Origin of the sequence: Sporosarcina ureae (genome assembly GCF_002101375.1) — a bacterium.
Taxonomy (GTDB): domain Bacteria; phylum Bacillota; class Bacilli; order Bacillales_A; family Planococcaceae; genus Sporosarcina; species Sporosarcina ureae_B.
Window position 1 is genome coordinate 545,953 of sequence record NZ_CP015207.1, and the last position, 24,919, is coordinate 570,871.

At 41.1% G+C, this 24,919-nt stretch carries 22 protein-coding genes and 1 tRNA gene; 3 read left to right on the plus strand and 20 right to left on the minus strand.

The features are described 5' to 3' along the window. The first annotated feature begins 293 nt into the window (after positions 1 to 293). Positions 294 to 1,895: an MFS transporter gene (locus tag SporoP8_RS02650; protein ID WP_158232284.1), complete on the plus strand. Its 1,602-nt coding sequence runs from the start codon at positions 294 to 296 to the stop codon at positions 1,893 to 1,895. Between the two features lie 100 nt (positions 1,896 to 1,995). Here SporoP8_RS02650 and SporoP8_RS02655 read toward each other — a convergent pair. The 5 genes from SporoP8_RS02655 to SporoP8_RS02675 all read right to left on the minus strand — a co-directional run bounded on the left by SporoP8_RS02655 (position 1,996) and on the right by SporoP8_RS02675 (position 6,051). Continuing rightward, positions 1,996 to 2,069, minus strand: a tRNA-Arg gene (locus SporoP8_RS02655). A gap of 61 nt (positions 2,070 to 2,130) precedes the next feature. Next, positions 2,131 to 2,529 carry an SET domain-containing protein gene (locus tag SporoP8_RS02660; RefSeq protein ID WP_085131099.1) on the minus strand — a complete coding sequence of 133 codons (399 nt, stop codon included), beginning with the start codon at positions 2,527 to 2,529 and terminating at the stop codon, positions 2,131 to 2,133. A 115-nt stretch (positions 2,530 to 2,644) separates the two neighbouring features. Beyond that, positions 2,645 to 3,304, minus strand: a complete 660-nt coding sequence (locus SporoP8_RS02665) for a DUF3885 domain-containing protein (RefSeq protein WP_085131100.1) — start codon at positions 3,302 to 3,304, stop codon at positions 2,645 to 2,647. Positions 3,305 to 3,329: 25 nt separating this feature from the next. Beyond that, positions 3,330 to 5,087, minus strand: coding sequence for a choline/carnitine O-acyltransferase (locus SporoP8_RS02670; protein WP_099626811.1), 1,758 nt, complete (start codon positions 5,085 to 5,087; stop codon positions 3,330 to 3,332). Between the two features lie 205 nt (positions 5,088 to 5,292). Continuing rightward, entirely contained in the window at positions 5,293 to 6,051 is a 759-nt protein-coding gene (locus tag SporoP8_RS02675; protein ID WP_085131102.1) for a TerC family protein, read from the minus strand. Positions 6,052 to 6,394: 343 nt separating this feature from the next. Here SporoP8_RS02675 and SporoP8_RS02680 point away from each other — a divergent pair, with 343 nt between their 5' ends. Next, on the plus strand, positions 6,395 to 7,249 hold the full coding sequence (locus SporoP8_RS02680) for a hypothetical protein (protein WP_085131103.1): 855 nt from the start codon (positions 6,395 to 6,397) through the stop codon (positions 7,247 to 7,249). A 76-nt stretch (positions 7,250 to 7,325) separates the two neighbouring features. Here SporoP8_RS02680 and SporoP8_RS02685 read toward each other — a convergent pair whose 3' ends face one another. From SporoP8_RS02685 to SporoP8_RS02750, 14 genes are all read right to left on the minus strand, one after another. Next, a complete protein-coding gene (locus tag SporoP8_RS02685) occupies positions 7,326 to 9,278 on the minus strand; it encodes a hypothetical protein (protein WP_085131104.1) in 1,953 nt (650 codons plus the stop codon). A 282-nt stretch (positions 9,279 to 9,560) separates the two neighbouring features. Next, complete coding sequence (locus SporoP8_RS02690; RefSeq protein ID WP_083032017.1) at positions 9,561 to 9,791, minus strand: helix-turn-helix domain-containing protein; 231 nt, start codon at positions 9,789 to 9,791, stop codon at positions 9,561 to 9,563. Between the two features lie 15 nt (positions 9,792 to 9,806). Beyond that, on the minus strand, positions 9,807 to 10,298 hold the full coding sequence (locus SporoP8_RS02695; RefSeq protein WP_085131105.1) for a DUF2975 domain-containing protein: 492 nt from the start codon (positions 10,296 to 10,298) through the stop codon (positions 9,807 to 9,809). 330 nt (positions 10,299 to 10,628) lie between these two features. After that, entirely contained in the window at positions 10,629 to 11,027 is a 399-nt protein-coding gene (locus tag SporoP8_RS02700) for a VOC family protein (RefSeq protein ID WP_085131106.1), read from the minus strand. 60 nt (positions 11,028 to 11,087) lie between these two features. Beyond that, positions 11,088 to 11,315, minus strand: a complete 228-nt coding sequence (locus tag SporoP8_RS02705) for an SRPBCC family protein (protein WP_085131107.1) — start codon at positions 11,313 to 11,315, stop codon at positions 11,088 to 11,090. A gap of 24 nt (positions 11,316 to 11,339) precedes the next feature. Next, positions 11,340 to 11,768, minus strand: coding sequence for a VOC family protein (locus SporoP8_RS02710; protein WP_085131108.1), 429 nt, complete (start codon positions 11,766 to 11,768; stop codon positions 11,340 to 11,342). A 118-nt stretch (positions 11,769 to 11,886) separates the two neighbouring features. Beyond that, positions 11,887 to 12,279 (minus strand): VOC family protein, encoded by a 393-nt coding sequence (locus SporoP8_RS02715; RefSeq protein ID WP_085131109.1) that lies wholly within the window; start codon positions 12,277 to 12,279, stop codon positions 11,887 to 11,889. Positions 12,280 to 12,891: 612 nt separating this feature from the next. Further along, complete coding sequence (locus tag SporoP8_RS02720; protein ID WP_085131110.1) at positions 12,892 to 14,436, minus strand: acyl-CoA carboxylase subunit beta; 1,545 nt, start codon at positions 14,434 to 14,436, stop codon at positions 12,892 to 12,894. 26 nt (positions 14,437 to 14,462) lie between these two features. Next, positions 14,463 to 15,245 carry an enoyl-CoA hydratase gene (locus SporoP8_RS02725; protein ID WP_085131111.1) on the minus strand — a complete coding sequence of 261 codons (783 nt, stop codon included), beginning with the start codon at positions 15,243 to 15,245 and terminating at the stop codon, positions 14,463 to 14,465. Positions 15,246 to 15,258: 13 nt separating this feature from the next. Next, positions 15,259 to 16,164, minus strand: coding sequence for a hydroxymethylglutaryl-CoA lyase (locus SporoP8_RS02730; protein WP_085131112.1), 906 nt, complete (start codon positions 16,162 to 16,164; stop codon positions 15,259 to 15,261). A 23-nt stretch (positions 16,165 to 16,187) separates the two neighbouring features. Then, on the minus strand, positions 16,188 to 16,400 hold the full coding sequence (locus tag SporoP8_RS02735) for an acetyl-CoA carboxylase biotin carboxyl carrier protein subunit (protein WP_232319192.1): 213 nt from the start codon (positions 16,398 to 16,400) through the stop codon (positions 16,188 to 16,190). Positions 16,401 to 16,417: 17 nt separating this feature from the next. Then, the gene (locus SporoP8_RS02740; RefSeq protein WP_085131114.1) at positions 16,418 to 17,782 is read right to left on the minus strand and encodes an acetyl-CoA carboxylase biotin carboxylase subunit; all 1,365 of its coding nucleotides are present in this window, start codon (positions 17,780 to 17,782) and stop codon (positions 16,418 to 16,420) included. Positions 17,783 to 17,881: 99 nt separating this feature from the next. Then, positions 17,882 to 19,849, minus strand: a complete 1,968-nt coding sequence (locus SporoP8_RS02745; protein ID WP_085131115.1) for an acetate--CoA ligase — start codon at positions 19,847 to 19,849, stop codon at positions 17,882 to 17,884. Between the two features lie 41 nt (positions 19,850 to 19,890). Beyond that, positions 19,891 to 21,030, minus strand: coding sequence for an acyl-CoA dehydrogenase (locus tag SporoP8_RS02750; RefSeq protein ID WP_085131116.1), 1,140 nt, complete (start codon positions 21,028 to 21,030; stop codon positions 19,891 to 19,893). A gap of 238 nt (positions 21,031 to 21,268) precedes the next feature. Between SporoP8_RS02750 and SporoP8_RS02755 the strand changes: the two genes are divergently transcribed. Then, a complete protein-coding gene (locus SporoP8_RS02755; protein ID WP_085131117.1) occupies positions 21,269 to 23,077 on the plus strand; it encodes a helix-turn-helix domain-containing protein in 1,809 nt (602 codons plus the stop codon). 448 nt (positions 23,078 to 23,525) lie between these two features. Here SporoP8_RS02755 and SporoP8_RS02760 read toward each other — a convergent pair whose 3' ends face one another. Next, positions 23,526 to 24,287 carry an SDR family NAD(P)-dependent oxidoreductase gene (locus tag SporoP8_RS02760; RefSeq protein WP_085131118.1) on the minus strand — a complete coding sequence of 254 codons (762 nt, stop codon included), beginning with the start codon at positions 24,285 to 24,287 and terminating at the stop codon, positions 23,526 to 23,528. Between the last annotated feature and the right edge of the window lie 632 nt (positions 24,288 to 24,919).

Genomic DNA, 24,919 nt, shown 5'->3' on the forward strand with positions numbered 1-24,919 from the left:
TTTCCAACACTGTTACAGTCATTCATCCTTTATAAAAAACTTTCCAGACATATAAGAAGAATCTGTTGTATTTCCGCCATTTAAAGGAAAACTAGTGATTGTGTTTCTAGTTTTCGCCCTCTATAATTTATTAATATCCATTTTTCGAAAATATCTATTGCGAATATCGCAATAGGAGAAAGGAATAGCGCTAGCAGTTAAACGAAATAATGAAAGCGTTTACAACACATGGATTATGTTTCTGTTTATTGTTAGAACTACGCTTATACAAAAAAAATATTGGGGGAAGTAAAATGGACGTAACTGTAACTAAAGCAAGTAAGACAACAAAAGAACAATGGATACAATATCTCGCATTAGTATTTAGTGCCTTTATTGCAGTTGAAGCTATGGCTTTCCAAGCACCTGCTGTACCTGTTATTTCTATGCATTTTCAAATCCCTTCTCATTTAGCAGGCCTTATTGTTTTATCGTTTTATATTATGTCGGCTACCCTCTATCCAATAACGGGCAGGTTGGCAGATAAATATGGACGTAAAAAAGTACTACTAATAGGCATGCTCATTTTCGCAATTTCTGAATTTGCTGCAGCGGTTAGCCCAACGTTTTCTTTTTTAATTGTAGCTAGAATGTTCCAAGGCGTTGGTGTAGCTTGTATTTTCCCGATCGTCATTGCATTTATCGGTGTAATCTTCCAAGAGGATAAACGGGGGATGGCATCTGGAGTTTTCAACTCTGTCCAAGCGATTGGTGCTATGTTAGGCGCAGGACTTGCTGGGTTTTTAATCAAAGTTTATGGTTGGCCCGTCATTTATTGGGTTAGTGGCGGCTTAGCTACACTTGGTTTTATTGTTATTTTAATCTTCGTTAAAGAGTCAAAAGGTGTTGTAACAGGTAAATTAGATTACTTAGGCAGTATGATGCTGTTTATTATTGCGGGGACTATTTTATCTGTCTCTACACTAGTTGGACAGTTTGGATTTACGTCTCCAATTACACTCATTACTTTAGGAGCGGGTCTGCTAACTATTTTCCTTCTCTGGATATATAGCAACCGAATTGCAAACCCCATTATAGAATTATCTTTATTAAAGAAGAAAGCTTTTGCAATAATCATTTTGATTTATTTAATTTATACAGCTGCTATGCAATTGTTGCTATATTCAATGAGCTTCTTCCTCACTTTGCGTCCTGACGGTGATGTTGCTCATAGTGGATTATTTTTCATGTTCAACTCTGGTGCAGCAGTAATTGGTGGTTTAATTGTAGGTAAGTTGGCCGATAAATTGAACAACAAAAAGCTATTAATTGCTACTTTCACATTCCCATTAGTCGCAATGATTTTATTTACAAGAATCGATGCATTTACACCTATTTCTACAATCCTGTTGATAGCAGCGTTTTTCGGTATCGGTGCCGCGACGGCCATTATTATCAAATTCGCTTTACAAAATATACCTTCTACAAAATATGGATCCGGTTCTGGGTTATTGGCTATTGTCCGGGATTTTGGAGCTCCACTTGGTTCCACAACAGGTATAGTAATGTTCTCTCATTTTAATAGCAATGCAAAAACCTCATCTTTAGTACAACAAGCAACAGATGCTGGCGTATCCCCAGAGTTAATGGGTGCAGTAGAACAGGCTGCCGTTACAAATGGCGCAACAATTAGTGAAGCCTTAGCTACTGAACTAACTACGTTAGGTATAAAATTTGAAGATCTAATATCAACAGCTCTCGGACAAGGAGCAACTGAAGCTGTTCAAAATCTATCATACACAGTGGCTGGTTTCTTCGTTGTAATTCTGTTACTAGTCATGATGATTCCACAGAAGAAAGAAACCGCCACTGTGATTGCAGCTATTCCTCTTGATGAGAGTTTGAAAACAAATTAATCTTATAATACACACTAAAAAACGAATGATTGTAAACGTTTCACTTCAACGTTTACAATCATTCGTTTTATTTTAATTGAGTTCCGTTTTCACTCTGTTACGTCCCAGAAGGGATTCGAACCCCCGACCTACGCCTTAGGAGGGCGTTGCTCTATCCAGCTGAGCTACTAGGACATGATAGAAATGAGAAACACTTCGATCCATATGCTGATTCAAAGTGTTCTCATGCTTATGATTAATCGTTAGCTGTACCATCATAATCGTCATTAAACCATAATTGCTCTTCATCGTCAACATCGCCATTATAGTTGATCAAAATCTCTTCTCCAGCTTTAATATCTTTGTATGCAAAGAAATCAAATGTATGATGATCAAAATTAATATCATAGGTCGCATTTGGTTCATAGGAATGATTAAATAACATTCCGTAGCCAAGCAGGACAGCCGTATGGTTTTCTCCATATTCGAAAGCATAGTCAGCTAGAACGGTTTTTTCAATATGTTGATGTTGTTCATTTGGATAGGAAATCACTGGCGCCTCGTGTAACAGCTGCCCTTTTTTGATATCGCATTTCGCGAATACGCCCCTATTGAATTCCCCTTCGCCAATTGGAGAAAGTTTTACTTCTATCACATCTTTCACCTACTCGCCTGTAAATTATACTTGGCAAGTATACCATTAATTCAACCAAATTGCTGATTTCTTTTCTTAAACTAGAAGCTAAACTCTATCCTTCTGGGAATAGAGTTTAGCTTTCATTGTGTAACGAAAAGTCTTTATCCACTTCCTGCTTATCATAATCAAGAATCCAGTCAGTATATTGTTCATAGAGAAAGCGAATGGACTCCCTATCAGACGCTATGATATCACACCCGCGATCGTCATATAGGTGATAAATAATATTCTTTGATTGATTAATAAAAAATATATCATAACCACTTCCAGAATTCTGTTTTAAAATTGTTGTGGGACTGTCGAAATCTTCGTAACAAATCGCTTTCAGCAATTGTTTATATCGAATATCCTGTCTCTTACAAGAAAGTGAAAAACGATGCGTTACAAGCTTTTCTTCCTCATCACCATGGAAATTAGGAATCGTAGAAAATCGTAATGTATATAGCAATTGTTTTCGTTTTACATACTTGGAATAGACATTCAACGGTTTTTTACGTAGAAAATGATTGGTTGTATGAACATCTGTGACTAGTATAATTTCATCTTCGTCTTCAAATACCGCTTCGAATAAAGTACTGGAGCGATGGAATGCTTGTTTTAAAAAATCTGGTTCATCAAATGCAATAGATGCTGAAATTTCAAAGCGTATAGCGCTTTTAGTTTCGTAAAATAGAGCAGGAGCCAGTTCAATCCCAGAGAAATTTTCCGCTAAATATAATTCTAAAGCTTTCATTATTTCACTCTCCAGTATACATGCCTTACTTGACAGCTAATGCGATATCTCTCAGTTCTTTCAGCGCTCCATCAAGATTTCTTGCAAGAAGCTTGGTATCCTCTTCATCACGGCTAAAACTGGAAAAGTTTACTATCAATCGATTCTTCAATAAGACATAAAAAATTCCATAGCCATCTTCTACTACTGGTCCAAACACACAACTTTTGACTTGTGGATGTGTCATATTACTAGTGGAAATAAAATCATGATGCATCTTTAAATAGCCGGGATCAGAAAATAGTGCAGGTGTTTTTTCAATCCCAAGTTCATCTCCAAACATGAAAAAAATTTGTTGTAATCCAAATAGATGTCTTTCCACACCAAACCCTTTTCGTGCTTTATTTAAACGAACGGAATGTGCAGTACTTGCATTTTGCATTAATCGATATACTAGCCGAGGTTCTAGTTGTTCCTCTACTATCGCTTTAGCCAATGTTAAGTTTTCCGTACATGAAGGACGTATGCATTCGGTTCTTCCTTCCTTGAAAGAACGCATCGACACCGCTTCATATGTGCTGTGCATCGTAGAAAAAGTCCTATATTGGGCTACTTGTAGCGCCATATGGAAAAATGAATCCGGACTGAATCCAAGTTGTTTTATTTCATCGATACCAAACGCATCAAAGTTTTGTACTTGAATAAAATAATTTTGAATGGTTTTTTTATTTTCTATTTCCAAAGTACGGAGCTCTTCCAGTAACTCAGCCGAGAGTAGCCAGTCTAGCCTTTTCGCTTTTGGAAGCTCTTCTGTTTCCATGCTTTCCATATTAGTTGAAGTGAGCTGATCTTGTACATATTGTATTACCGCAAAAATCGTAGTTCCATCCACTGCCGAATGCTCCACACAGTAACCTAGCTCACCCGCTTTAGTAATGACGATTTGCAATGTCTTATCAAAGTATTTATTTTTGCCGCTCAGTAATAGATTTTGTATCGCTTCATCAGAATTTGCACTTTCTTTATCTATAGATAGTACAACTAGTGAATTCGCTATGCTTTGCAAACTTTCAGCATTGACTTTAGTTACTGAAAGTTGGCGATAAATATCCGCTGATTTATTTCTAATTGCAGTAGTGAATATCCCTACATTATTTCCTTTCAGTTCGTTTAATGAGAGGATCTCTTCAATTACATTAGATAATGCCTCACTGGAATAAATCATACCTCGTTGATTGGTTACAGGAATTGAGTAGATGTTGCCATTAGTCAACAGGCTAATATGATTCTCTACTTTCGAATATTCCGCGACGTAATGTCTATCCCGGTGAACTTTAGGAATTCGAACTGATCGGAAGATGTTAGGGTATTGGCTCATGTCGAGCGGAATACCCCGAATTATTTCAGGTGCGGCTTTTTCATCCATGATCGAATGATAAAACTCCGCTACGAAGCGACTCACTTTGCCAGCTAACTCTGCTATTGTCAGTACTTGATACTGTTGATTGTCGAGTAAAATATTAAAATTACTGCTTGTATGTAACGGGTCGCGAGATGCCAGATATACATTATCCCAAAAAGGTTTTAGCCAACTGCCTGCAAAATCTTCTTGCCAAATCTGAAGCTTTTCTTGAAGTATTTGCGCTTCCCCGCTTTCTTCAAAAAACTGTTGAATTATTTTCTTTGTCTCTTTGAATTCATCTTCACTAACTAATGCTTCAATCGCTTCTAGCAGTTTATGTTTTGTATCTACGAGCTTAGGAATCGGTACTCGGGGTAAATGTTCTTGGAATTTGAATGTCATCAATAGTAAGAGGAAACCCCTTTCGATTATATTGCCTACACTTTTTTACATAATATTAATATTTTTATATTGGATGATATATAACTATACTATACAGAATATCACAAAAAAGAATCTCCCATCTTATTTAATGGAAGATTCTTATCTTAATCGAGAATTCGCTTACTTATAATGAACACCTAATCCACCGGGAAAAAACTAGACATTATACTTCCAGTGCTCGTTTTTTCTTAATACTAATTAGAGCACCTATTACTACAATGGCCACTAAAACTCCCCAGAAAATCAGTTTCCATTCAGTTGAATGTGGAAAATCAAGTGGTAAGAACCCTAATTTTTCATGTGCTAATGTAAGGACGGTCAACTTGACTCCTACCCATCCGACAATAACGAAAGCAGTTGTCTCTAATTGCGGATAATTAGCTAGCAACTGGACGAACTTATGAGCAGCGAATCGCATAATGACGAGTCCGACTAACCCACCGGCCAACATGACGCTAAACTGACCTCCGTTAATTCCACCTATCACCATATCTCCTAATGGAGGCAATGTGATGGCCAACGCCACTGCAGCAAGCATTGAATCCACCGCGAAAGCTATATCTGCTAATTCTACTTTTAATACGGTCATCCAAAAACCAGAACCCTTAGTCGCTTCCGGTTCAATGGAATGTTCTTTTACCTTTTTCTGATCGTAAATATGTTTGATTGCGATAAACAGTAAGTACGCCGCCCCGAGCGCTTGGATCTGCCATACATTCACTAATAATGTGATCATGAAAAGCGCTGCGAATCGGAATACAAATGCTCCGATTAATCCATAGAACAAAGCTTTCTTTTGTTGCATTTTTGGCAAGTGTTTAACCATAACTGCCATAACTACTGCATTATCTGCAGCTAATAATCCTTCCAACACGACCAATACTAACAAAACCCATGCATACTCCAATAAAATTGCTTCCATTCATCGTCCTCCTCAGATTTTTGCCAACAAAAAAAGACCATTGCCTAATAAAAGGCAAAGGTCTCGCTAAGCAAAATTTTGCTATTACAACCGATGGTATTAAACCATGTACTGACGATTGCAAAATAGGTTTCCCTATAGCTACTCCCCTTTGACAAAAAGTCAAAGTCTATTAAGTTGTACTTGTAGTTTAGCACGTGAATAGTCAATTGGAAAGTAATATACCACTTAACGAAAATAAACAATCATTTTTTCTATATAACATGAAAGCTAATAGGTAGATTATGTAAAGGAATATCAGGTATCATATAAATACAATATAAAAAGTGAGGTTACATACTATATGAATAAAAAACAATTGTGGTGGTCTGGAGCTAGTGCAGCCGTATTACTAATAGCGCTAATTATCGCCATTGTGAGCAATAAAGAAACATCAGAAACTACAATAGACAAGCCAGCGTTAACAGAAACTTTGATACAAGACAAATCAACGGTGCAAGCTGATGAACCTAAACTCACAGAAGATCCCAAGAAGGAACAACATGAAATAAATGAAACTGAAAAAGATGTAAGTGAACCTGAAAAACCAATAAAAGAACAGTCGACGAAACCGTCTACAGGGCAATCCACCACTGGTCAAGATGCATCTTCGGCGCAGTCATCAAAAACCATACCCAAGCCAGCTAAACCAGAAAAACAAACTATCCCGTCAACTACGACTCCTATAACGGACGGTACGTATCAGGTAGGAACCGACATCGCCCAAGGAGAATACCTAGTTTTCTCTAACGGTATTACACTGCTGGAAAATACAAAAGATCAATCAGGAAATCCCGAAAGTATTGTATTTAACGTTGCACTGGATGGACGTTCCCACACTTATGTAACATTACGCGAAGGAGAATATTTTACATTAAAAGGTGGAGAAATGTATCCTGCAGCTTCCGCACCTAGTATAAAACCAGCAAATGGAATATATAAGGACGGCCAATACAAAGTGGGTACCGATCTCCCCGCTGGCTCTTATACTTTGTTGGCAGATGATCAAAGCGATATAGGTTTTTATGAAATTAGTAAAAATAGCCGACAGGATATGATGGATCTTCTCGTAAGTGACGTAGTTGAAGGTGAAACGTCTATCGACATAACGAACGGTCAATATTTGACAATCCGAAATGCCTATTTAGAAGTACAATAAATAGAACACACAAAACCTATGCGGTTTTGTGTGTTCTTTCATTTTGACGTTTCAACGGTCGATTGTAGCTTGAGGATTAATCTGCCAAGTCCGCAACCAAACGCCTTAGTAAAACAATAGTTTCTCTTCTTAAGACTTGTGCGGTTTCGATTTTTAACTCATCTATTTGACCGAACGATGATGTACGAATACTATTCACCCAATGTGTGAGGTACTCAATAACCTTTACTTTATCTACATTTTTTCTCAGTAGACTAGTACCGTTTGCGCTAAGATAATGATAGAAACTACCAAGCGTGACATAGTGGTAGTACTCTTCACTTCCGACTTCGACAGAGGTTAGTCCTGATTCAGGCATCGCTACATCTATTAAAGGCATCGTCTGTTTGGTTGCTCTATTACTAACTAGAACATGCCCTATGAACTCTTCCACTGCCTTTACATAATCAGCTATAATAAAAGTGGCTTTTTGACTGGACTGTTGAATATCCGGCTGAAAGTCATTTTCCAATTCACGCCATTTCACTTCAGCAATCGTTAAGAGTCGTTTCACTTCGTTGGATTTCAACAAACGAGGCCATTGTTTTCCCGCTCTATCAAAGCGTTCTTTCTCTTCCTCACTGAAAATCAGCGTACTATGAGAATGAAGTGATGTAAAGGTCTCTTCCAGCAGTGTCAATGCCTGTTTATAATTGATTGGTTCTAGATCATATTGCTCAGACTTTTGTATGATTGCTTCCACATTTGGAGATAAATCATTTAAGTAGAACTCAGTCAGAAAATCATCTAATTGAATCAAGGCATCTGAAATCATAATTTCGCGGTATTCGATTCCTACAGTAGGTACCAAAGATAGAACACGGTTTCTTAACTTCATGCCTTCATTGCCTAATTCCCAGCCGATCAATAAATTCAAGGCTGGTTCTTTTGTGTTGCCTTCTTCTGACGTTAATGTCTTATCCGCTTTATAAAAGCAAATCATTGCGTTCAGTAAATTTCTTAATATGGCGTCTTGATCTTCAAATGGTAATTCAGAAAACTTCGCTGTACACATTTCTTCAATTCCACATTCATAAAAGAAAAAATTGAAATCAGCTTGTATAAAGGAATCTTCATGAATCTTTCCACCATGTTGCTCTTCAATAACATTTTTCATTCGTAATATGTATTCAGAAATCTTCGTTAGTTGAGAAACGATATCCCCTTTATATTTTTCGATGCGATATTGAATTGCTTGCAAATCACCGTGCAGAACATGAACCGCGTGGTAATCAAATGCGGACTTAGAAAGGTTCACCAAGCTAATGACAGTTGGAATATCATTCAAGTCAAATAGATCTTTGAATGTAATATAGAATTCCAGACCAATACTGTGCATCTCTTTGTATTTCATCATATGAATCAAGCGTTCACAAAAATTTCGCTTTGTTGCAAAGTCAATCATTGTACCATTATGAACCACTTGTAAAAACAGATCGTATAGATTCATGATGGTCTTTTTCGTCACGCTCTCCAAAATATCCGGATCACGCGTTTTATCCATCAGTACACTAAGTTCATTAAAGTACCTAGCAAGCGTCTGCATATGATCAGCACGTGTATTATTCATTGTTGCGCATAACGGATATATTTTTGAATTGAACAGCTGCCAAGATTCCGCGACATGTCCTTCGTTATTAAAGAAATAGAACCAAAGATGGTATCGCCAATCCCCTTTTGCCCTTGTATCCTGATCCAGCTCAAACGGATCGAAATCTTCACCATAAGCTAGCGCTAGTAATGTTTCATTGTATTGACTCGCTAGTGTAATCTCACTTTCATACAAGTCAGATAGTTCCACAAGTAATGCGTATCGTTCATCTTCCCTACATGCATCCATTACTTTTGTAAAGGAAGGATGGTCGATGACATGACAAACATCTAAGTGACGCCCTTTAAGCAACCACTGACGCAACATATAATCCAAAAACTCTTCTGAATCTAAATAAGCCCCAAAATGCCGGGCTGAAAATTCCTGATAAATATCCAAACTATTTCCCCCTTAACATCTGCCAACGTGTTGATCTGTACGAATAACAAACTTCATTTTAAGAATAATAAAGTTTGAGCTATCCTTATCATATCGCGATTACCCTTTTTTCTCTACCTAGAATTACAGTTTCAAAAAATGAACATCAACGGTTATCTACATATATTTTTTTTAAAGACAAATATATAGAGCATTTCCTTGAGATAGGAAATGCTCTATATCTTTAAACTTTTTTATTATAACTTGTTAAATTAACCGTCTGCAGTTGAAATGTCTTTTTTTCTAATCTACTGGACTTACAGTATCTTCATCCATTTTGTATTCTAATATATCGCCTGGCTGACACTCTAAAGCCTTACAAATCGCATCCAAAGTCGATAGTCGAATCGCTTTCGCCTTTCCATTTTTCAGTATTGAAATGTTTGCCATTGTAATTCCAACACGCTCGGAAAGTTCTGTAACACTCATTTTTCTTTTGGCCAACATCACATCGATATTGATTATAATCACCATGTCATTCACCTCTGCTCAGACTATTAAATCATTTTCCTCTTTTATATCTATCGCTTCTTTTAAAAGCCTATGGAGAACAGCAGCAAAGACTGCAATCACCATGGAAGCAAAAATAGGAATCATTCCAACTATTACAAGACCAGGGGCGTCGTCTATCTCTGCCATGATAAAAACGAATGGAAAGGCCACTACATATAAGCTGCTAATTATGATCGCACAGTATTTGATTTTCTTTAAAGCCCTAACAGATAACTCAGAGAAAGCTTGGTTCTCATCAATAAAGTTTAGTAGTTTAAAGGTTTGGTACAATGCAAAATAAAATGGAATCACGGAAATATAGATGACTAGTAAAATACTATATACCGCATAAGCAAAATTCCACCCTCTTTCCGTAGCTTCCTTTGCTTCAATTGCTAACTGCGGTAACAAAAATATACACAAAGCAAGAACTGGAATACCAATTAAAATGACGGCTATCTTTAAAAATAGTGTTGTTCCTCGTTTCATAAAAAGCACCTCACTTAACTTCTATAGTGTAAATTACACTTTACCATGTAATTTATCGTTTATCAATAAATATACATTGAAAAACAATCCACTTTTATTGATAAGTATGTATGGTAACTTCTTGTAAGCTTTCAACATAGACAAAAAGTCAGAAACCAGATATTTATTCAAGAAGCTTACATATACTATGATTTCAACAAAAAAGCTGACCCCATTTATATGTAATAAACGGGGTCAGTACTTTACTGTTTAGTAGTATGGCTATAAAAATTAGATAAAACGTTTATACTATCAGTTTCGCAACTGATTATAATTTATCTCGCAATTAAATTACTCTGGTAAGTTCAACTGCCAAGAAATACCGAACTGATCATTCAGCCATCCGAATTTTTTACTGAACCCATAGTTATTTAAAGGCATGAGCGCTGTACCGTTTTGCATCATTTTTTCATAAAGACTGTCAATTTCTTTTTCAGTATCACACGTTAGATAAATAGAAAAAGATGGTGTAAACGTAAACTCATGATCAATATGGCTGTCGATGCACATGAACTCTTGTCCCTTTATAGAAAACACTGCTTGTATAACTGTACCTTCTTCACCAGGTCCTTCAACTCCATATCGCGTAATGCTTTTAATTTCTGAGTCCTCGATGAGTGAAGTGTAGTATTTCATAGCTTCTTCCGCAGTACCGCCTTGAAACATTAAAAATGGTTTTACGTCCTTCATGTATAACTTCCCTTTCTTTAAATAAACTTTATTTTCGCTTCCCTATTGCAACGACATTTACTATCCTTTGTAGCTAACTTTACCTGTTTCAACTAATTCCTTAAGTCCTATAAACATATAATTCCAGCCAACTTCACTGCCATCATGCATTTCTTTACGGGCTGTTTCGATTTCGGACTCTGTCCAATTCACTTCTTGAGCCACATGAATCAATTGTGTGAATGTCATCTCGCAGCCTTGCTCGAGCTCTTTAAGATCAACTGTTATTGTATCTTCTAAATCGCTCATTTCTGGCATCCAGATAAATCGCTATTAATACGTTGCGTCTTCATTGTTTAAACTCAATTGCCAAATTACACCGAATTTATCCGTGACACTACCATAAAGTTTTGCCCAGAAAGTCTCTTGGAGCTCCATCCCAACTGTTCCATCTTCTTTGAGTTTTTCGTAAATCATTTTTAACTTTTCCGCTTCGTCACATTGGTAAGCTAGGCTTATATTGTTGCCCAGCGTAAAGGGAGAACCAGGGAACGTATCTGAAAACATCACAGTACTTCCTTCAATAGCTAAACGCGTATGCATAATTAAGTTTTTGGCTTCTTCTGGAAGAGGGTATTTTGGATTTGGAGATTGATCTCCAAAAGTCATAATATCAGGTTTTTCTGTTTCAAAAACCTCTGTGTAAAATTCAACAGCTTGACGGCAATTTCCATTAAACGTTAAATAAATATCGACAGCCATACTCCATCACTCCTTTAAAATAATCAAAACTAATTTCATTGATCTTCAAATAAACCAATTAACATCATTACAAAACATCTCTGTAGTTTAAGATCATATTCCCCGCAAAACAACCTAATTATTTTGCGTTTTTATCTGGTTGATGAAGTCCAAAAATATTACCCTCGGCATCCAAATAATAGCCTTGCCAAGCCATTCCTGGCAACGCGTATTTGGGTAAGACAACACTACCTCCGCCACCAAGAATTTTCACTTCAGTCGAATCATAATCATCGACTCCCATAGTACAAGCATAGCCATTTAGTGGTTGGTTACGTTCGGGACGCGGACCTTGACGTTGCATCAAGGCTCCATCCACTCCAAGCTCACTATCACCAGTCACTGTTCCGTAATAAGGCATTCCTGCATACTCACTCCAGTCCTGAAAAGTCCATCCGAATACATCTCCATAAAACTTTTGTGCCCTTTCCATGTCGTCTACGTGAATTTCAAAGTGAACTACTCTTCCCATCCTTTTCCTCCTTCTGTTTATTCAATTCTTTTTTCATACACAACATGTTTCACTATGTATATTCAATCATTCTCATTTTCAATTTGTCTGTAGTATGTCTTCCTCGTGTGCCTTCTATCCCTCACTACTCTTAAAGGGTACTATTTCGCAAATTGTCTTACCAGTAAAATCGCTTTACTAATGAATTAAGATGGCTCTCTAAAGACTCGATTGCTAGTTTAAGAGCAACTAGTCCATGTTTATTTATTTTATTGAGAACTACAACTCGTTGCATTTTCTTTCTTTTTTCAATAATGGAACGAGATCTTTCACACTATCTTTAGCTGTCAAAATAATGTCTATATCATATGATTTAACATGTTAACATTACTAATTGAAGTGTCATACAAAAAGCACGGTAGACATTGACTTAACAATGTTACCATGCTTTTTTAATTCGTATCTAGATTTCACTTTATTACGTCCCAAAAGGACATGAGAAAATGCGATAGTTTGCGCACTGTGTGTGTATATTTTGTATACCAATTCCAATGAAATATAAACTTACTTAATTAGACACTTGAATATTTAATTAAAAGCCTCTCTCGGTGACAAAGAGCCAATCACCTTCCATCACACCGGATAAACCGGATGCTTACGGTCTGTAAACTGGATATATTTCGTCGCATACGCTTCGTAACGCGTAATCAGCTCAACGCGCAGTGAATCTGCCGGGATGATGCCGTCAATAATCATTTCGGAAGCTAAATGGTAAATATCAATATCTTCTTTGTATTCGTTGCGTTTCTCTTCAATATAAGCTGCACGCTCTTCTTCAGGTAGCGCGGCGATTTTATTTGCGTAGACTGCGTTGATCGCTGCGTCCGGCCCCATGACCGCGATGGAAGCGGATGGTAGTGCTAAACACGCGTCCGGTTCAAATGCCGGGCCTGCCATGGCGTATAACCCTGCGCCGTATGCTTTGCGGACAATGACGGAAATTTTTGGTACTGTCGCTTCTGACATCGCAGAAATCATTTTCGCCCCGTGGCGGATGATGCCTGCGCGTTCTACTTTAGTACCAATCATGAATCCAGGCACGTCGACTAAGAATAGCAGCGGAATGTGGAATGCGTCGCAAAGGTTGATGAACTTTGCCGCTTTGTCGGCAGAGTCGTGGAATAGCACGCCACCTTTAACGCGCGGTTGGTTCGCGATAATACCGACTGCTTTTCCGTCGATGCGCGCAAGGCCAGTAATGAGCTCGCCTGCAAACAGTTTCTTAATCTCGAAAAATGAATCTTCATCGATAATTCCTTTGATCAAGTCGTGCATATTAAACGGAGCATTTTCATTTTTTGGAATGATTTCTTCCAGCGCCTTATCCAGCTGTTTCGGCGCCACTGCATCACGTACAGGTGGCTTCTCCGAGTAGTTTGCCGGGAAATACGATAAGTATCTCCGCGCAGCTGTGATTGCGTCTTCTTCGCTTTTTGCGAGCACATCGCCGCATCCCGAAGTTGAGCAGTGCATGCGCGCTCCGCCCATTTCTTCGAGCGTTACTTTTTCACCGATGACCATTTCCGCCATGCGCGGTGAGCCAAGGTACATCGAAGCATTTTTGTCTACCATAATGACGATATCGCAAAACGCCGGGATATATGCGCCACCAGCAGCTGACGGCCCGAACAAGACGCAGATTTGCGGAATGCGGCCGGATAATTTTACTTGGTTGTAGAAAATTTTACCTGCACCGCGACGACCCGGGAACATTTCGACTTGATCCGTAATCCGTGCGCCTGCTGAATCGACTAAATAAACGAGCGGCACATTTAATTTTTCAGCAGTTTCTTGGATGCGGATAATTTTTTCCACTGTCCGTGCGCCCCATGAGCCTGCTTTGATAGTGGAATCATTCGCCATGACGCAAACAACTTGGCCGTTAATCTTCCCCATTCCTGTTACAACACCGTCAGCAGGAAGATCGCCCGCCATGCAGTTCGCGAATTGGCCGTCTTCGATTTCAAGATCTGAATCGAATAATAATTTCAAGCGATCCCGGACGAACATTTTCCCTTGTTCCGCATTTTTCTCATGGTATTTCTGCGCACCACCTTTTTCAATCTGCTCTACTCTTTCATTCAATGCTTGCTGCAAAGATTTCGTATCTGTTGTCATAGTCTTGCCTCCCTAATGATCATTCATCATTCGCCAGTATATACAGGCTTGCGTTTTTCCTTGAAAGCCTGTAGTCCTTCGAGTCGGTCTTTTGAAGGAATTGTCACTTCATAAGCGTTCTGTTCGATTGCGAGCCCAGTCTGTAGTTCGACGTCATAGCCGTGGTCGATCGCGAACTTCGCCTGCGTAACTGCCAGCGGGCCGTTCGCTGCGATTTGTCTCCCGACAGTAAGCGCTTTATTCATCAACTGATCAGACGCCACCATATATTCAGCCAGCCCGATTTCCAATGCTTCTGTCGCTTCAACTCTACGCGCTGTGAAAATCAGCTCTTTTGCCCGTCCTTTGCCGATCAATCTCGGAAGACGCTGCGTACCGCCGGCTCCCGGAATAATGCCGAGCGAAGTTTCCGTCAATCCGAACTTTGCCGTCTCTGCTACAATGCGGATGTCGCATGCTAGCGCCAGTTCTGTCCCGCCGCCGAGCGCAACGCCGTTGACTGCGGCGATGACCGGCTGTGGCAATGATTCAACGCTGTTAATCGTCTGGCGGATTAATGAAACTGTCTTGCGTACATCAACTAGATTCATTCCTGCGCGTTCTTTTAAATCAGCACCCGCACAAAAAGCTTTTTCGCCGGTACCGGTTATAATTACAGCGCGGATTTCCCGGTCATAGCGACATTCCAGCAACGCATCGTAGAGCCCGTTCAGCATCTCGACTGATAATGCATTCGCCGCTTCCGGACGATTCAATAAAATGACCGCAATTCCGTCGCTGCGCTTCTCTAATACTACTTTATTACCCATTCATTCACGTCCTTCACTTATCATGCGCACCGGCAGCTTGCAAGTTTTTACTTGGAAGCGCCTTGCCGATTTTTTCTTGAATAAACGCGGATGCTGCTAAAATTTTCTTTTCATCGACGCCGGTATGAATACCCATACCATGCAGCATATACAATACATCGTCTGTCGCCGCGTTGCCTGAAGCACCTGGTGCGTAGGGACAGCCGCCGAGCCCGCCAGCCGAACTATCGAATATCGTAATGCCCATATCAAGCGACGCTAGGACATTGGCTAAAGCTGTCCCGTGCGTATCATGAAAATGCATCGCCAATTTGTCTGCCGGAAAACGTTTCAATAGCACGTCAAGTACTTCTTGGACTTGTCGCGGATTCGCAACGCCGATCGTATCGCCTAGCGACAATTCGTCAATACCCATGTCAAACAGCGACTCCGACACACGGACGACCGCTTCCATATCTACCACGCCTTCATACGGACAGCCGAACACAGTAGACACATAGCCTCTCGTCTTCTTGCCTGCTGCATTCGCGTCTTGGACAATTTCTTTTAATACAGGTAGTGTCTCCGCGATCGTTTTATTAATATTTTTCAAATTATGCGTTTCGCTCGCCGACATAAACACCGCCGCTTCATCGATATCCGCTGCAAAAGCCCGTTCAAGTCCTTGGCGGTTCGGGACGAGTGCCGAGTAAGAGACCCCAGGCTCCCGATTAATGCCCGCCATCACGTCATTTGCGTCCGCAAGCGCTGGAATCCATTTCGGATTGACGAAAGACGTCACTTCAATCGATGTCAGGCCGCTTTTAGAGAGCTCATTAATCCAGACGATTTTGTCTTCTGTCGGAATGAAGATTTTTTCGTTCTGCAGTCCGTCGCGCGGCCCGACTTCTTTAATCGTAATCGTTTCAGGCCATTTCATCGTTTCATCTCCTTCAACAGAAATTATTCAATGACTGCGATGACGTCTCCTTCGTTGACGAATTCGCCTTCGTTCACTTTTACTTCTTTTACGACACCGTCAAAATCAGTAGCAATCGGTATTTCCATTTTCATCGATTCCAAAATGGCGATGTCTTGGTCTTCTTCTACTTCGTCTCCTGCTTTCACGAGTACTTTCCAAACGTTTCCTGCCATGCTTGCTGTAATTTCTGTCATAAAAATTCCTCCCAGAGTCATTTCGTTTGTTTCTGTTTTTTCTTCTTCGTCAAATATTTTTCCACAAATTCCGTCGTCGTATCCCCAAAACGGAATGCTTCATGCGCTGCTACTTCCCGGAGCATCGGAATATTTGTCTTGATGCCTTCGATATGGTAATTCGAAAGCGCTTCTTGCAGCCGGTCAATCGCTTCGTCGCGGTCTTTACCTTTGATGACTAGTTTCGCGATCATCGGGTCGTAAAACGGTGTGACGACTGACTCGCCATGGACTGCCAATTCATGGCGGATACCTGGTCCTTCAGGCAGCTCCAGTTTCGTAATTATCCCCGGTGAAGGGAAAAAAGTTTTCGGATCTTCTGCGTAAATCCGCACCTCAATTGCGTGGCCTTCGCGTTTGACGTCTTCCTGCGTAAATGAAAGTGTTTTCCCCGCTGCAATATCAAGCTGCTCCTTCACTAAGTCAAGCCCCGTAATTTCTTCCGTAATCGGGTGCTCTACTTGCAGCCGTGTATTCATTTCAAGAAAGTAGAAGTTTTGATCTGCGTCGACTAAAAACTCAATTGTACCGGCGTTTTTATAGCCGATGGACTTCGCCGCTTTAACTGCCGCTTCGCCCATTTTTCTTCGTGTCTCTTCTGAAATGAAGGAAGACGGCGCTTCTTCCACGACTTTTTGGTGGCGGCGCTGAATTGAGCATTCGCGTTCCCATAAGTATACTGTATTTCCTTGATTGTCGGCCAAAATCTGGATTTCAATATGGCGCGGCTTTTCAACAAATTTTTCAATATACATCGCGCCATCTCCGAAGAAATCAGCCGCTCGTTTTTGATTGCCTTCGAACGCTTTGCTGATTTCGTCGGCGCTGTAGACGACTTGCATACCGATTCCGCCACCACCTGCAGACGCCTTCAGCATAACCGGATAACCGATGCTCTCCGCCGCTTCGATCGCTTCTTCCGCATCTGCAAGCGAACGAGTGACACCCGGCACGACTGGAACACCGGCTTTTTCCATCGCCTCGCGTGCCGCAATTTTACTACCCATTTCGGAAATAACAGTAGGAGAAGGCCCGATGAATACGAATCCTTCTTCTTCACATCGGCGCGCAAATTCGGCATTTTCAGAAAGCAGACCATAGCCTGGGTGGATTGCTTCTGCTTTCGACTGATGCGCCGCTTCCAGAATTTTATCGATTTTCATATAACTTTCCGTTACTCGCGGTCCACCGAGCAAATATGCTTCATCTGCTTGCTTGATGTGGACAGCTTCCGCATCCGCTTCCGAATAGACACCGACCGTTTTAATGCCGAGCGCTCTGCATGTACGCATGATACGAGCCGCTATTTCCCCACGGTTCGCAATCAAAATCTTGTTAAACATGACGTTCACCCTTTCAATTTTTCATGTAATCAAGCTTTCATGTACATCAATTTAGGATATGAGGAGGCCGTCCGCGTAAAGACCGGCTCCGCTTTTCATTTATTTCCCCACAGTTTTCGCTTCGATGACGCTCTGAAGTTCGGCAACTGTTGACGGATCTTCAAGTCCTGTCACATCACCTGCTACCTTGCCTGTTGTAACGATTTCTTTAATCAAGCGGCGCATAATTTTTCCGCTCACCGTTTTCGGTAGAGAGTCGGTTATGACGATTTCTTTTGGCTGGGCGATTTTTCCGATCTGGCGGACGATGTTCTCTTTAATCCGCTCTACGACTTCCTGCCCGTCTGCTACATTTTCAGAAAGGCGAACGAAAACGAAAGGGACTTCTCCTTTAATTTCATCCGGCACCCCAATGACTGCGCATTCCGCCACGCCCGCACATTCAAGCACGGCGCTTTCCATTTCCATTGTGCTCAAACGGTGGCCTGCGACGTTGAACGCATCGTCGGAACGGCCGACTACCCAAATATAGCCGTCTTCGTCGATCAGCGCGAGATCGCTTGCGTAGTAGCTGCCGTCGACTTGGCTGTAGTATGAACCGTAGTAGCGTTCCGGCTCTCTCCAAATCGTCCGACATAGCATCGGGAATGGCTTTTTAATGATCAAGTTGCCGAGCTGCCCGGCTTTCACGGATTCGCCGGCTTCATTGACGACATCGAACACCGCACCTAAAAACTGCGTGCCGGAAGAGCCCGGTTTCATCGGTGTCAACCATGCTGCTCCTGCAATAGGCGAGCCAGCTGTTTCGGTCTGCCCCCACGTATTGTTAATATAGACTTTTTTCTTGCCGAGCACTTCATATGTCCAGTGCCACGTCTCCGCATCGAATGGCTCGCCGACAAGTGCGATTACGTCAAGACATGATAAGTCAAACTGCTCGATCGGCTTCTCGCCCATGCTTTTCAACATACGCAGTGCTGTCGGAGCGGTAAATAATTTATTGACACGATATTTTTCAATGATTTGATAAAAACGTGTCTTCTCGGGATAATCAATCGCACCTTCGTAAACGACTGTCGTGACCCCATTCGCAAGAGATCCGACGATGCCCCAAATATGCATCGTCAACCAGCCGATATCCGCTGTACACCAAAATACGTCGTCATCTCGATGGTCAAGATGGTATTTCGCGTAGACATAGTTCTGGACGACGAATGCCGTCCCTGAATGCACGATCCCTTTTGGCTTGCCCGTCGTGCCGCTCGTATAGAAAACGATTCCGCTTTCGTTTGCTTCAAGGCGCTCCGGTTCGCAATGGATGCTCGCTTTTTCCGTCAGCTCATGCCACCAGTAATCGCGGCCTTCCTGCATATCGATATTGATGCCCATGCGATTAACAACGATGATCGCTTCAACTGAAGAAGTAGACGGCGCCACTTGATCGACTTTTTCTTTCAAGCGGATTTCTTTGCCACGACGCACTGTCGCATCCGCTGTGATGATGACTTTTGGTTCAAAGCTTGCTAACCGATCGGACAAAGAACGCTCGGAATAGCCCGAAAAGACTGCGTTGTAAATCGCCCCGACGCGGAAACACGCGAGTACCGCGATGACGGCTTCCGCCAAGTTCGGCAGATAAATCGCGACACAATCGCCTTTTTTTACACCGAATGACCGAAGCACATTGGAAAAACGATTCACTTCCGCAAGAAGCATCGAATACGTGTAAAACTTCGAATCGCCGTTCTCACTTTCCCAAATGAGCGCTGTCCGGTTACCGGCGCCGTTATGTATATGCCGGTCGAGTAAATTGATGCTCGGATTCGTAACACCGTCAACGAAAAACTTGAAATCAGGGAGCGTGCCGCTGATCGTCTCTGTCCACGGTTCATACCATTCGAGCTCACGAGCCTGCTGATCCCAAAACGCAGCCGGATCTTCCTGGGATTGCTGGAGAAGTTCTTGAAAAGCTTCTGCGCTGCCGATCGAAGTCGAGCGCGTCTTTTCTTCACTAGGATAAATAAGTTTACTATTCGCCGCTACTTGTAAAACTCGTTCAATATCCATTCAATCGCTCCTTTGTCAATTCATTAAAACCCATTTAAAAATCAGCAGCCGATCTGTTTCGCAATGACCATGCGCTGGACTTCGGACGTGCCTTCACCGATTTCTAAAAGTTTGGCATCGCGGAAGAAACGCTCAACTTGGTATTCTTTAATATAGCCGTAGCCGCCGTGAACCTGCACTGCTTGATCACAAACGCGCATGCACATTTCAGAAGCGAATAATTTTGCAAACGCCGCTTCTTTTTTGAATGAGCGGCCTTGATCTTTCAGCCATGCTGCTTTATATACCATATTACGTGCTAGTTCGATATTCATCGCCATATCCGCGAGTTTGAACTGAATCGCCTGGAAGTTTGAAATGCTCCTACCGAACTGCTTGCGCTCCTGCGCGTAATTCAGTGACCTCTCGTACGCTCCCTGCGCTATGCCGACAGCCATCGCACCGATGCCGATCCGTCCTCCGTCAAGCGTCGCCAAAAATTGTTTGTAACCGTTTCCAATTTCGCCAAGCAGATTTTCTTTTGGCACACGGACGTTTTCCAAAATCAATTCCGTCGTGTTTGAGGAATGAAGTCCCATTTTTTCATAGTTTGCAATGACCGTAAACCCTGGTGCATCAGTCGGCACGATAAATGCACTGATGCCGTTCGTTCCTTTTGAGCGGTCTGTAATCGCCGTCACAGCAAGATGTTTCGCATAGCTCGCATTCGTAATGAAACATTTCGAACCGTTAATGACCCACTCATCACCTTCAAGAACAGCTGTCGTTTCTGTACCACCCGCATCAGATCCTGCATTGGGCTCCGTCAATCCAAACGCTCCGAACGAATCACCCGTACAAATCGGTGTCAAATACTTCTCCTTCTGCTCCGGTGTGCCGAATAAATGAAGTGGCGCTCCGCCAAGTGAAATATGCGCAGAATACGTAATTCCTGTCGATGCGCAGACACGGCTCAATTCTTCCGTGACAATAGCAAAACTTGTCGTATCCGCTCCGCCACCGCCGTACTCTTCTGGGAAAGGCAACCCCATCAAGCCGAGCTCCGAAAACTTTTCAAAAATCTCTTTTGGAAATTCTCCTGTACGATCGCGTTCATCCGCACCCGGCGCCACTTCCGCATCCGCAAACTCGCGAACGAGCTTGCGCACCATTTGTTGTTCATCCGTCAAATCAAAATTCATATCCAATACCCTCCATTCTTCTTTTACATTCCGTCATTGCCGTATATCGTCCTACCAACACCCAGATTGCAAACGCTTTCATTTGTCCGTGTATTTTAAACCGGACTGCTTTCATTTTATTTCCAATTCATCTATAATTATAAACAATAAAAATAATCAAATCTATGTATGATTTTCCGAAAGAATTTGTGTGTTTTACACAAAAACGCAAAATACTATGGAGTTAGGATGATAGATTATGCAAGACACGTTAACTCACCGACAGCTCAAATCCCTTGTTCATGTTTCTACTGTGATTAACTCTTCATTAGATATCGAAACGATTTTTGATTTAATTATAGGTGAAGCAATTTCCGCAGTAGACGCAGCAGGAGGCGGTTCGATTTGGGTTTTCGACCAACAAAAACAGCGCCTGGTGGCCAAATCAGCGCATGGTTTGTTTTATCCACAAATCTTTAAATCGATTGAATTAAGCAGCAGCGAATCGATGACGGGCATGACGTTTCAAGCGGAAAAGGGGCTAGTGTTTAAAAACGAAGAAGAAATCAAACAGGCGCTCGATACACTCACTCCTTGCAACCGGACACTGCTCGACGAATCTATTTCCAATAATTTTCATTTCACTTCAGTCATTTCATCACCAATTTTATTGAAAGGAATTTGCATCGGTGTCATTACGCTTGATTCATTCGATAAATCGCTTCATTTCAAAAAAGAGGATATGCAGCTGTTAGAAGCGATTGCCCAGCAAGCCGCCATCGCGCTCGAAAAATCGAATATTTATCATAAAGAGAAAAAGACCGTCCAGCTGCTGTCCCGCTCGATCGAAACGCAGCGCAACATCGCCAATCTCGTCGTCAACGGAGAAGGTATCCAGTCCATTATCGATTATATTTATAAAACGATCGGCGAGCATATTTTCTTATTCGATGAAATAGGCGAACTGACCGCTTCTGCCTGCCGTGTACCTGTTTCAGAAGAGCTGAAGTGCGAACTGCTAAGCTTTGCGAAACAGAACGACCAGTCACTCAACAGCCCGTACAGTGTCTCCGAAATCACGCTAGGTATCGAAAACTATCAATTCATCGCGCTGCCGTTGCAATCGAAAATGAAGCCGCTCGGTACGCTCATTATCGTCTCAAAAGACCCAATCGGAGAAGCCGAAATCAACGCGCTCGAACATATCTGCACGGTCATCACGCTCGAGCTCGTCAAAGAACAAGCTGTCTACGAAACACAGCAACATCTACAGAATGAATTCATGACAAAAATTTTATCCGGCCAGGCAATCGATGAAACATTAATGAAACAAGCAAAAAATCTACAATTCGACTTGAACCGCAATTACATTGCCGTCATTGTCAGTGTCGAAAACAAAGACAAATTGCTGCGCGAAGCTATCAGCGAAAACGTCATTAACAATCTACTCCATATGACAAATAATAGCTTCCTGACAAAGAACTCGCAAGGCACCGCGCTCATCGATCCAAACAAGCTCGCGGCCTTACTTTCCTATCCTGCCAAGCTACAAACAGAAAATCCAGCTGGCAGCATAAAACAACTCGCCCTGTACTTGCAACAGGAAATCGAAAAAACATACAGCGAACTCGACATCACTATCGGCATCGGCAGAATGAAACCAAACCTTGCCACTGCCCACGAATCATTCAAAGAAGCTGAAAAATGCATCACATTCATAAAAAACTACCATTTCGAAGAGCACGCCCTGTCCTACACAGACCTTGGTATCCAACGCTTCATCTTACAGAATTCAGAAGAAGAACTACTCGATTACGTCCACGAAGTCATCGGCCCGCTCATTCAATACGAACGAGCCCGGAAAGGGGATTTGCTGCAAACACTACTTACCTATTTGCGTCAAAACCAAAACATCAAACGAACTGCCGTCGCCCTACACGTCCACACGAACACGCTGAATTATCGACTGAAACGTATTGAAGAAATACTTTCAACGGACCTGACAGATGGCCAGCAATTATTTAACATTCAGCTAGCAGGGACTATTTACCATTATATAAAACGGTGACAAGGGAGGGGTCCCTTGTCACCGTTTTCATCTGAAGAGCTGGGCTGCATAAATTCCCTGTTCCCTCACAAAATGCAGTTTGTAAGCATAAACATTTTCAAAGGTAAAATCTATATGGGGGATTATGCACGGCAATGCCCGCGTGGGGGGACTTTTAAATACTAATTGCCGTTTTACCTCACAATAAAAAGCGCTGTAAACGTTATCTTTCAACGTTTACAGCGCTATTTACATTATCTTCTAATACATTTTCATGACGTCCCGGGCAGACGAAATTAAACGCTGCATAGGTTTAATAGTTCCTCTCTTACTGATAGTTTTAATCTAACATTTCTCTCTTAAAAATTGTCGACTTCCAAGCCAATAAAATGTGCAAAACAAATTCTATTAAAACTTTCACAAATCCAATCACTTGTCATAGAATCTCCCCTTAAAGGTACTTTTATCTTTACATTTTTGGGCCACCTGCAACATAAAGAACTTGCCCTGAAATAAATGAGGCCTGTTTACTCGCAAAGAAACAGACTGCATGCGCTGCATCCTTTGGTAATCCGACACGCTTCACTGGTATTTGGCTTCTTTTTTCTTCCTTCAGTTGTTCATAGTTGACTCCACTTTTTTCCGCAATTGACTTCGTCATCTCCGTCTCTATAAACCCTAGAATAACTGTATTCACAGTTATATTATATTGACCAAGTTCCAATGCAAATTTTTTCGTAAACCACTGGATTCCGGCCTTTGTTATAGTATAATTTGCCTGTCCATCATTTTCCATAGCAGATGCCAAAGATAGATTAATGATACGACCATATGAATTATCAACCATAAGCTCCTGGGCATATTTACTACAAAGAAACACTCCTTTTAAATGAACATTCGTTAGGTGCTTCCAATCGTCTATGTTCATTTTATAAAGTAGTTCATAAGAGATCGTTTCATCGTTATTCACTAAAATATCTACTTTTCCATAGCTTTCTTTTATTACATTAAACACTTTAGCCAAATCAAATTCATTTGTAGTCTCGACAATAAACTTCTCGTAAGAAATATGTAACGCTTTAAATTCGTCGCAGGATTCGTTTAAAGCGAATTCATCCGAATCCAAAAGGTATACGTGTGCTCCTTCAAGGCCTAATTTTCTCGCTATTTCCTTGCCTATACCGCTTCCTGCTCCAGTAATAACCGCAACTTGATCATCGAAATTAGCCAAAGCTCGACACCTTTTTCTTTAGTATTTTTCTTGTATAATTACATACAATATTGTCATGTGTGTCCATCATTTCTGGGTAATATCATTCTTTAAATTTATTTTAACTCTTCTAGCTCAGCCTACCACTCTTACCATTTTCAATCCTAATTTTCAGTATCAACCTCGACTTTTATTTCCTTTTACTATGTATATGCATTAGCATTGCATTAAAATATCACACGCATGAAAACTGAATAATCTTAAATTAAACTCGAGCACAAAAAATCCTTTATAATGGTTGGGAGGTAGTAACCTATCCAAATCCAAAATAAAGGATTACACGTATGGATAAGATTACACGAAAAACAGCATTTGAGCAATGTGTTGGACTGATTTCTAATGAATTATTTGCAGATCAAGTGCAAGCCCATTGTCTTTATTACTATATAAAGAAGCTACACATAGCTTAATTGGTTTCGTTTTTTCTTCGAAAGCAAAACTACTAAAAAAGGGAAATAGAGTATTGAGATTTTTTACGGTGCTAGTAATCTAGTTTAGCCCGTATATTTCTAAATAATACGTCTCTGTTGTTCCAAACACTTTTATCTCCACAGGCCCACTTGCAAGATCAAAACTCAGCTTCCACTATTTAT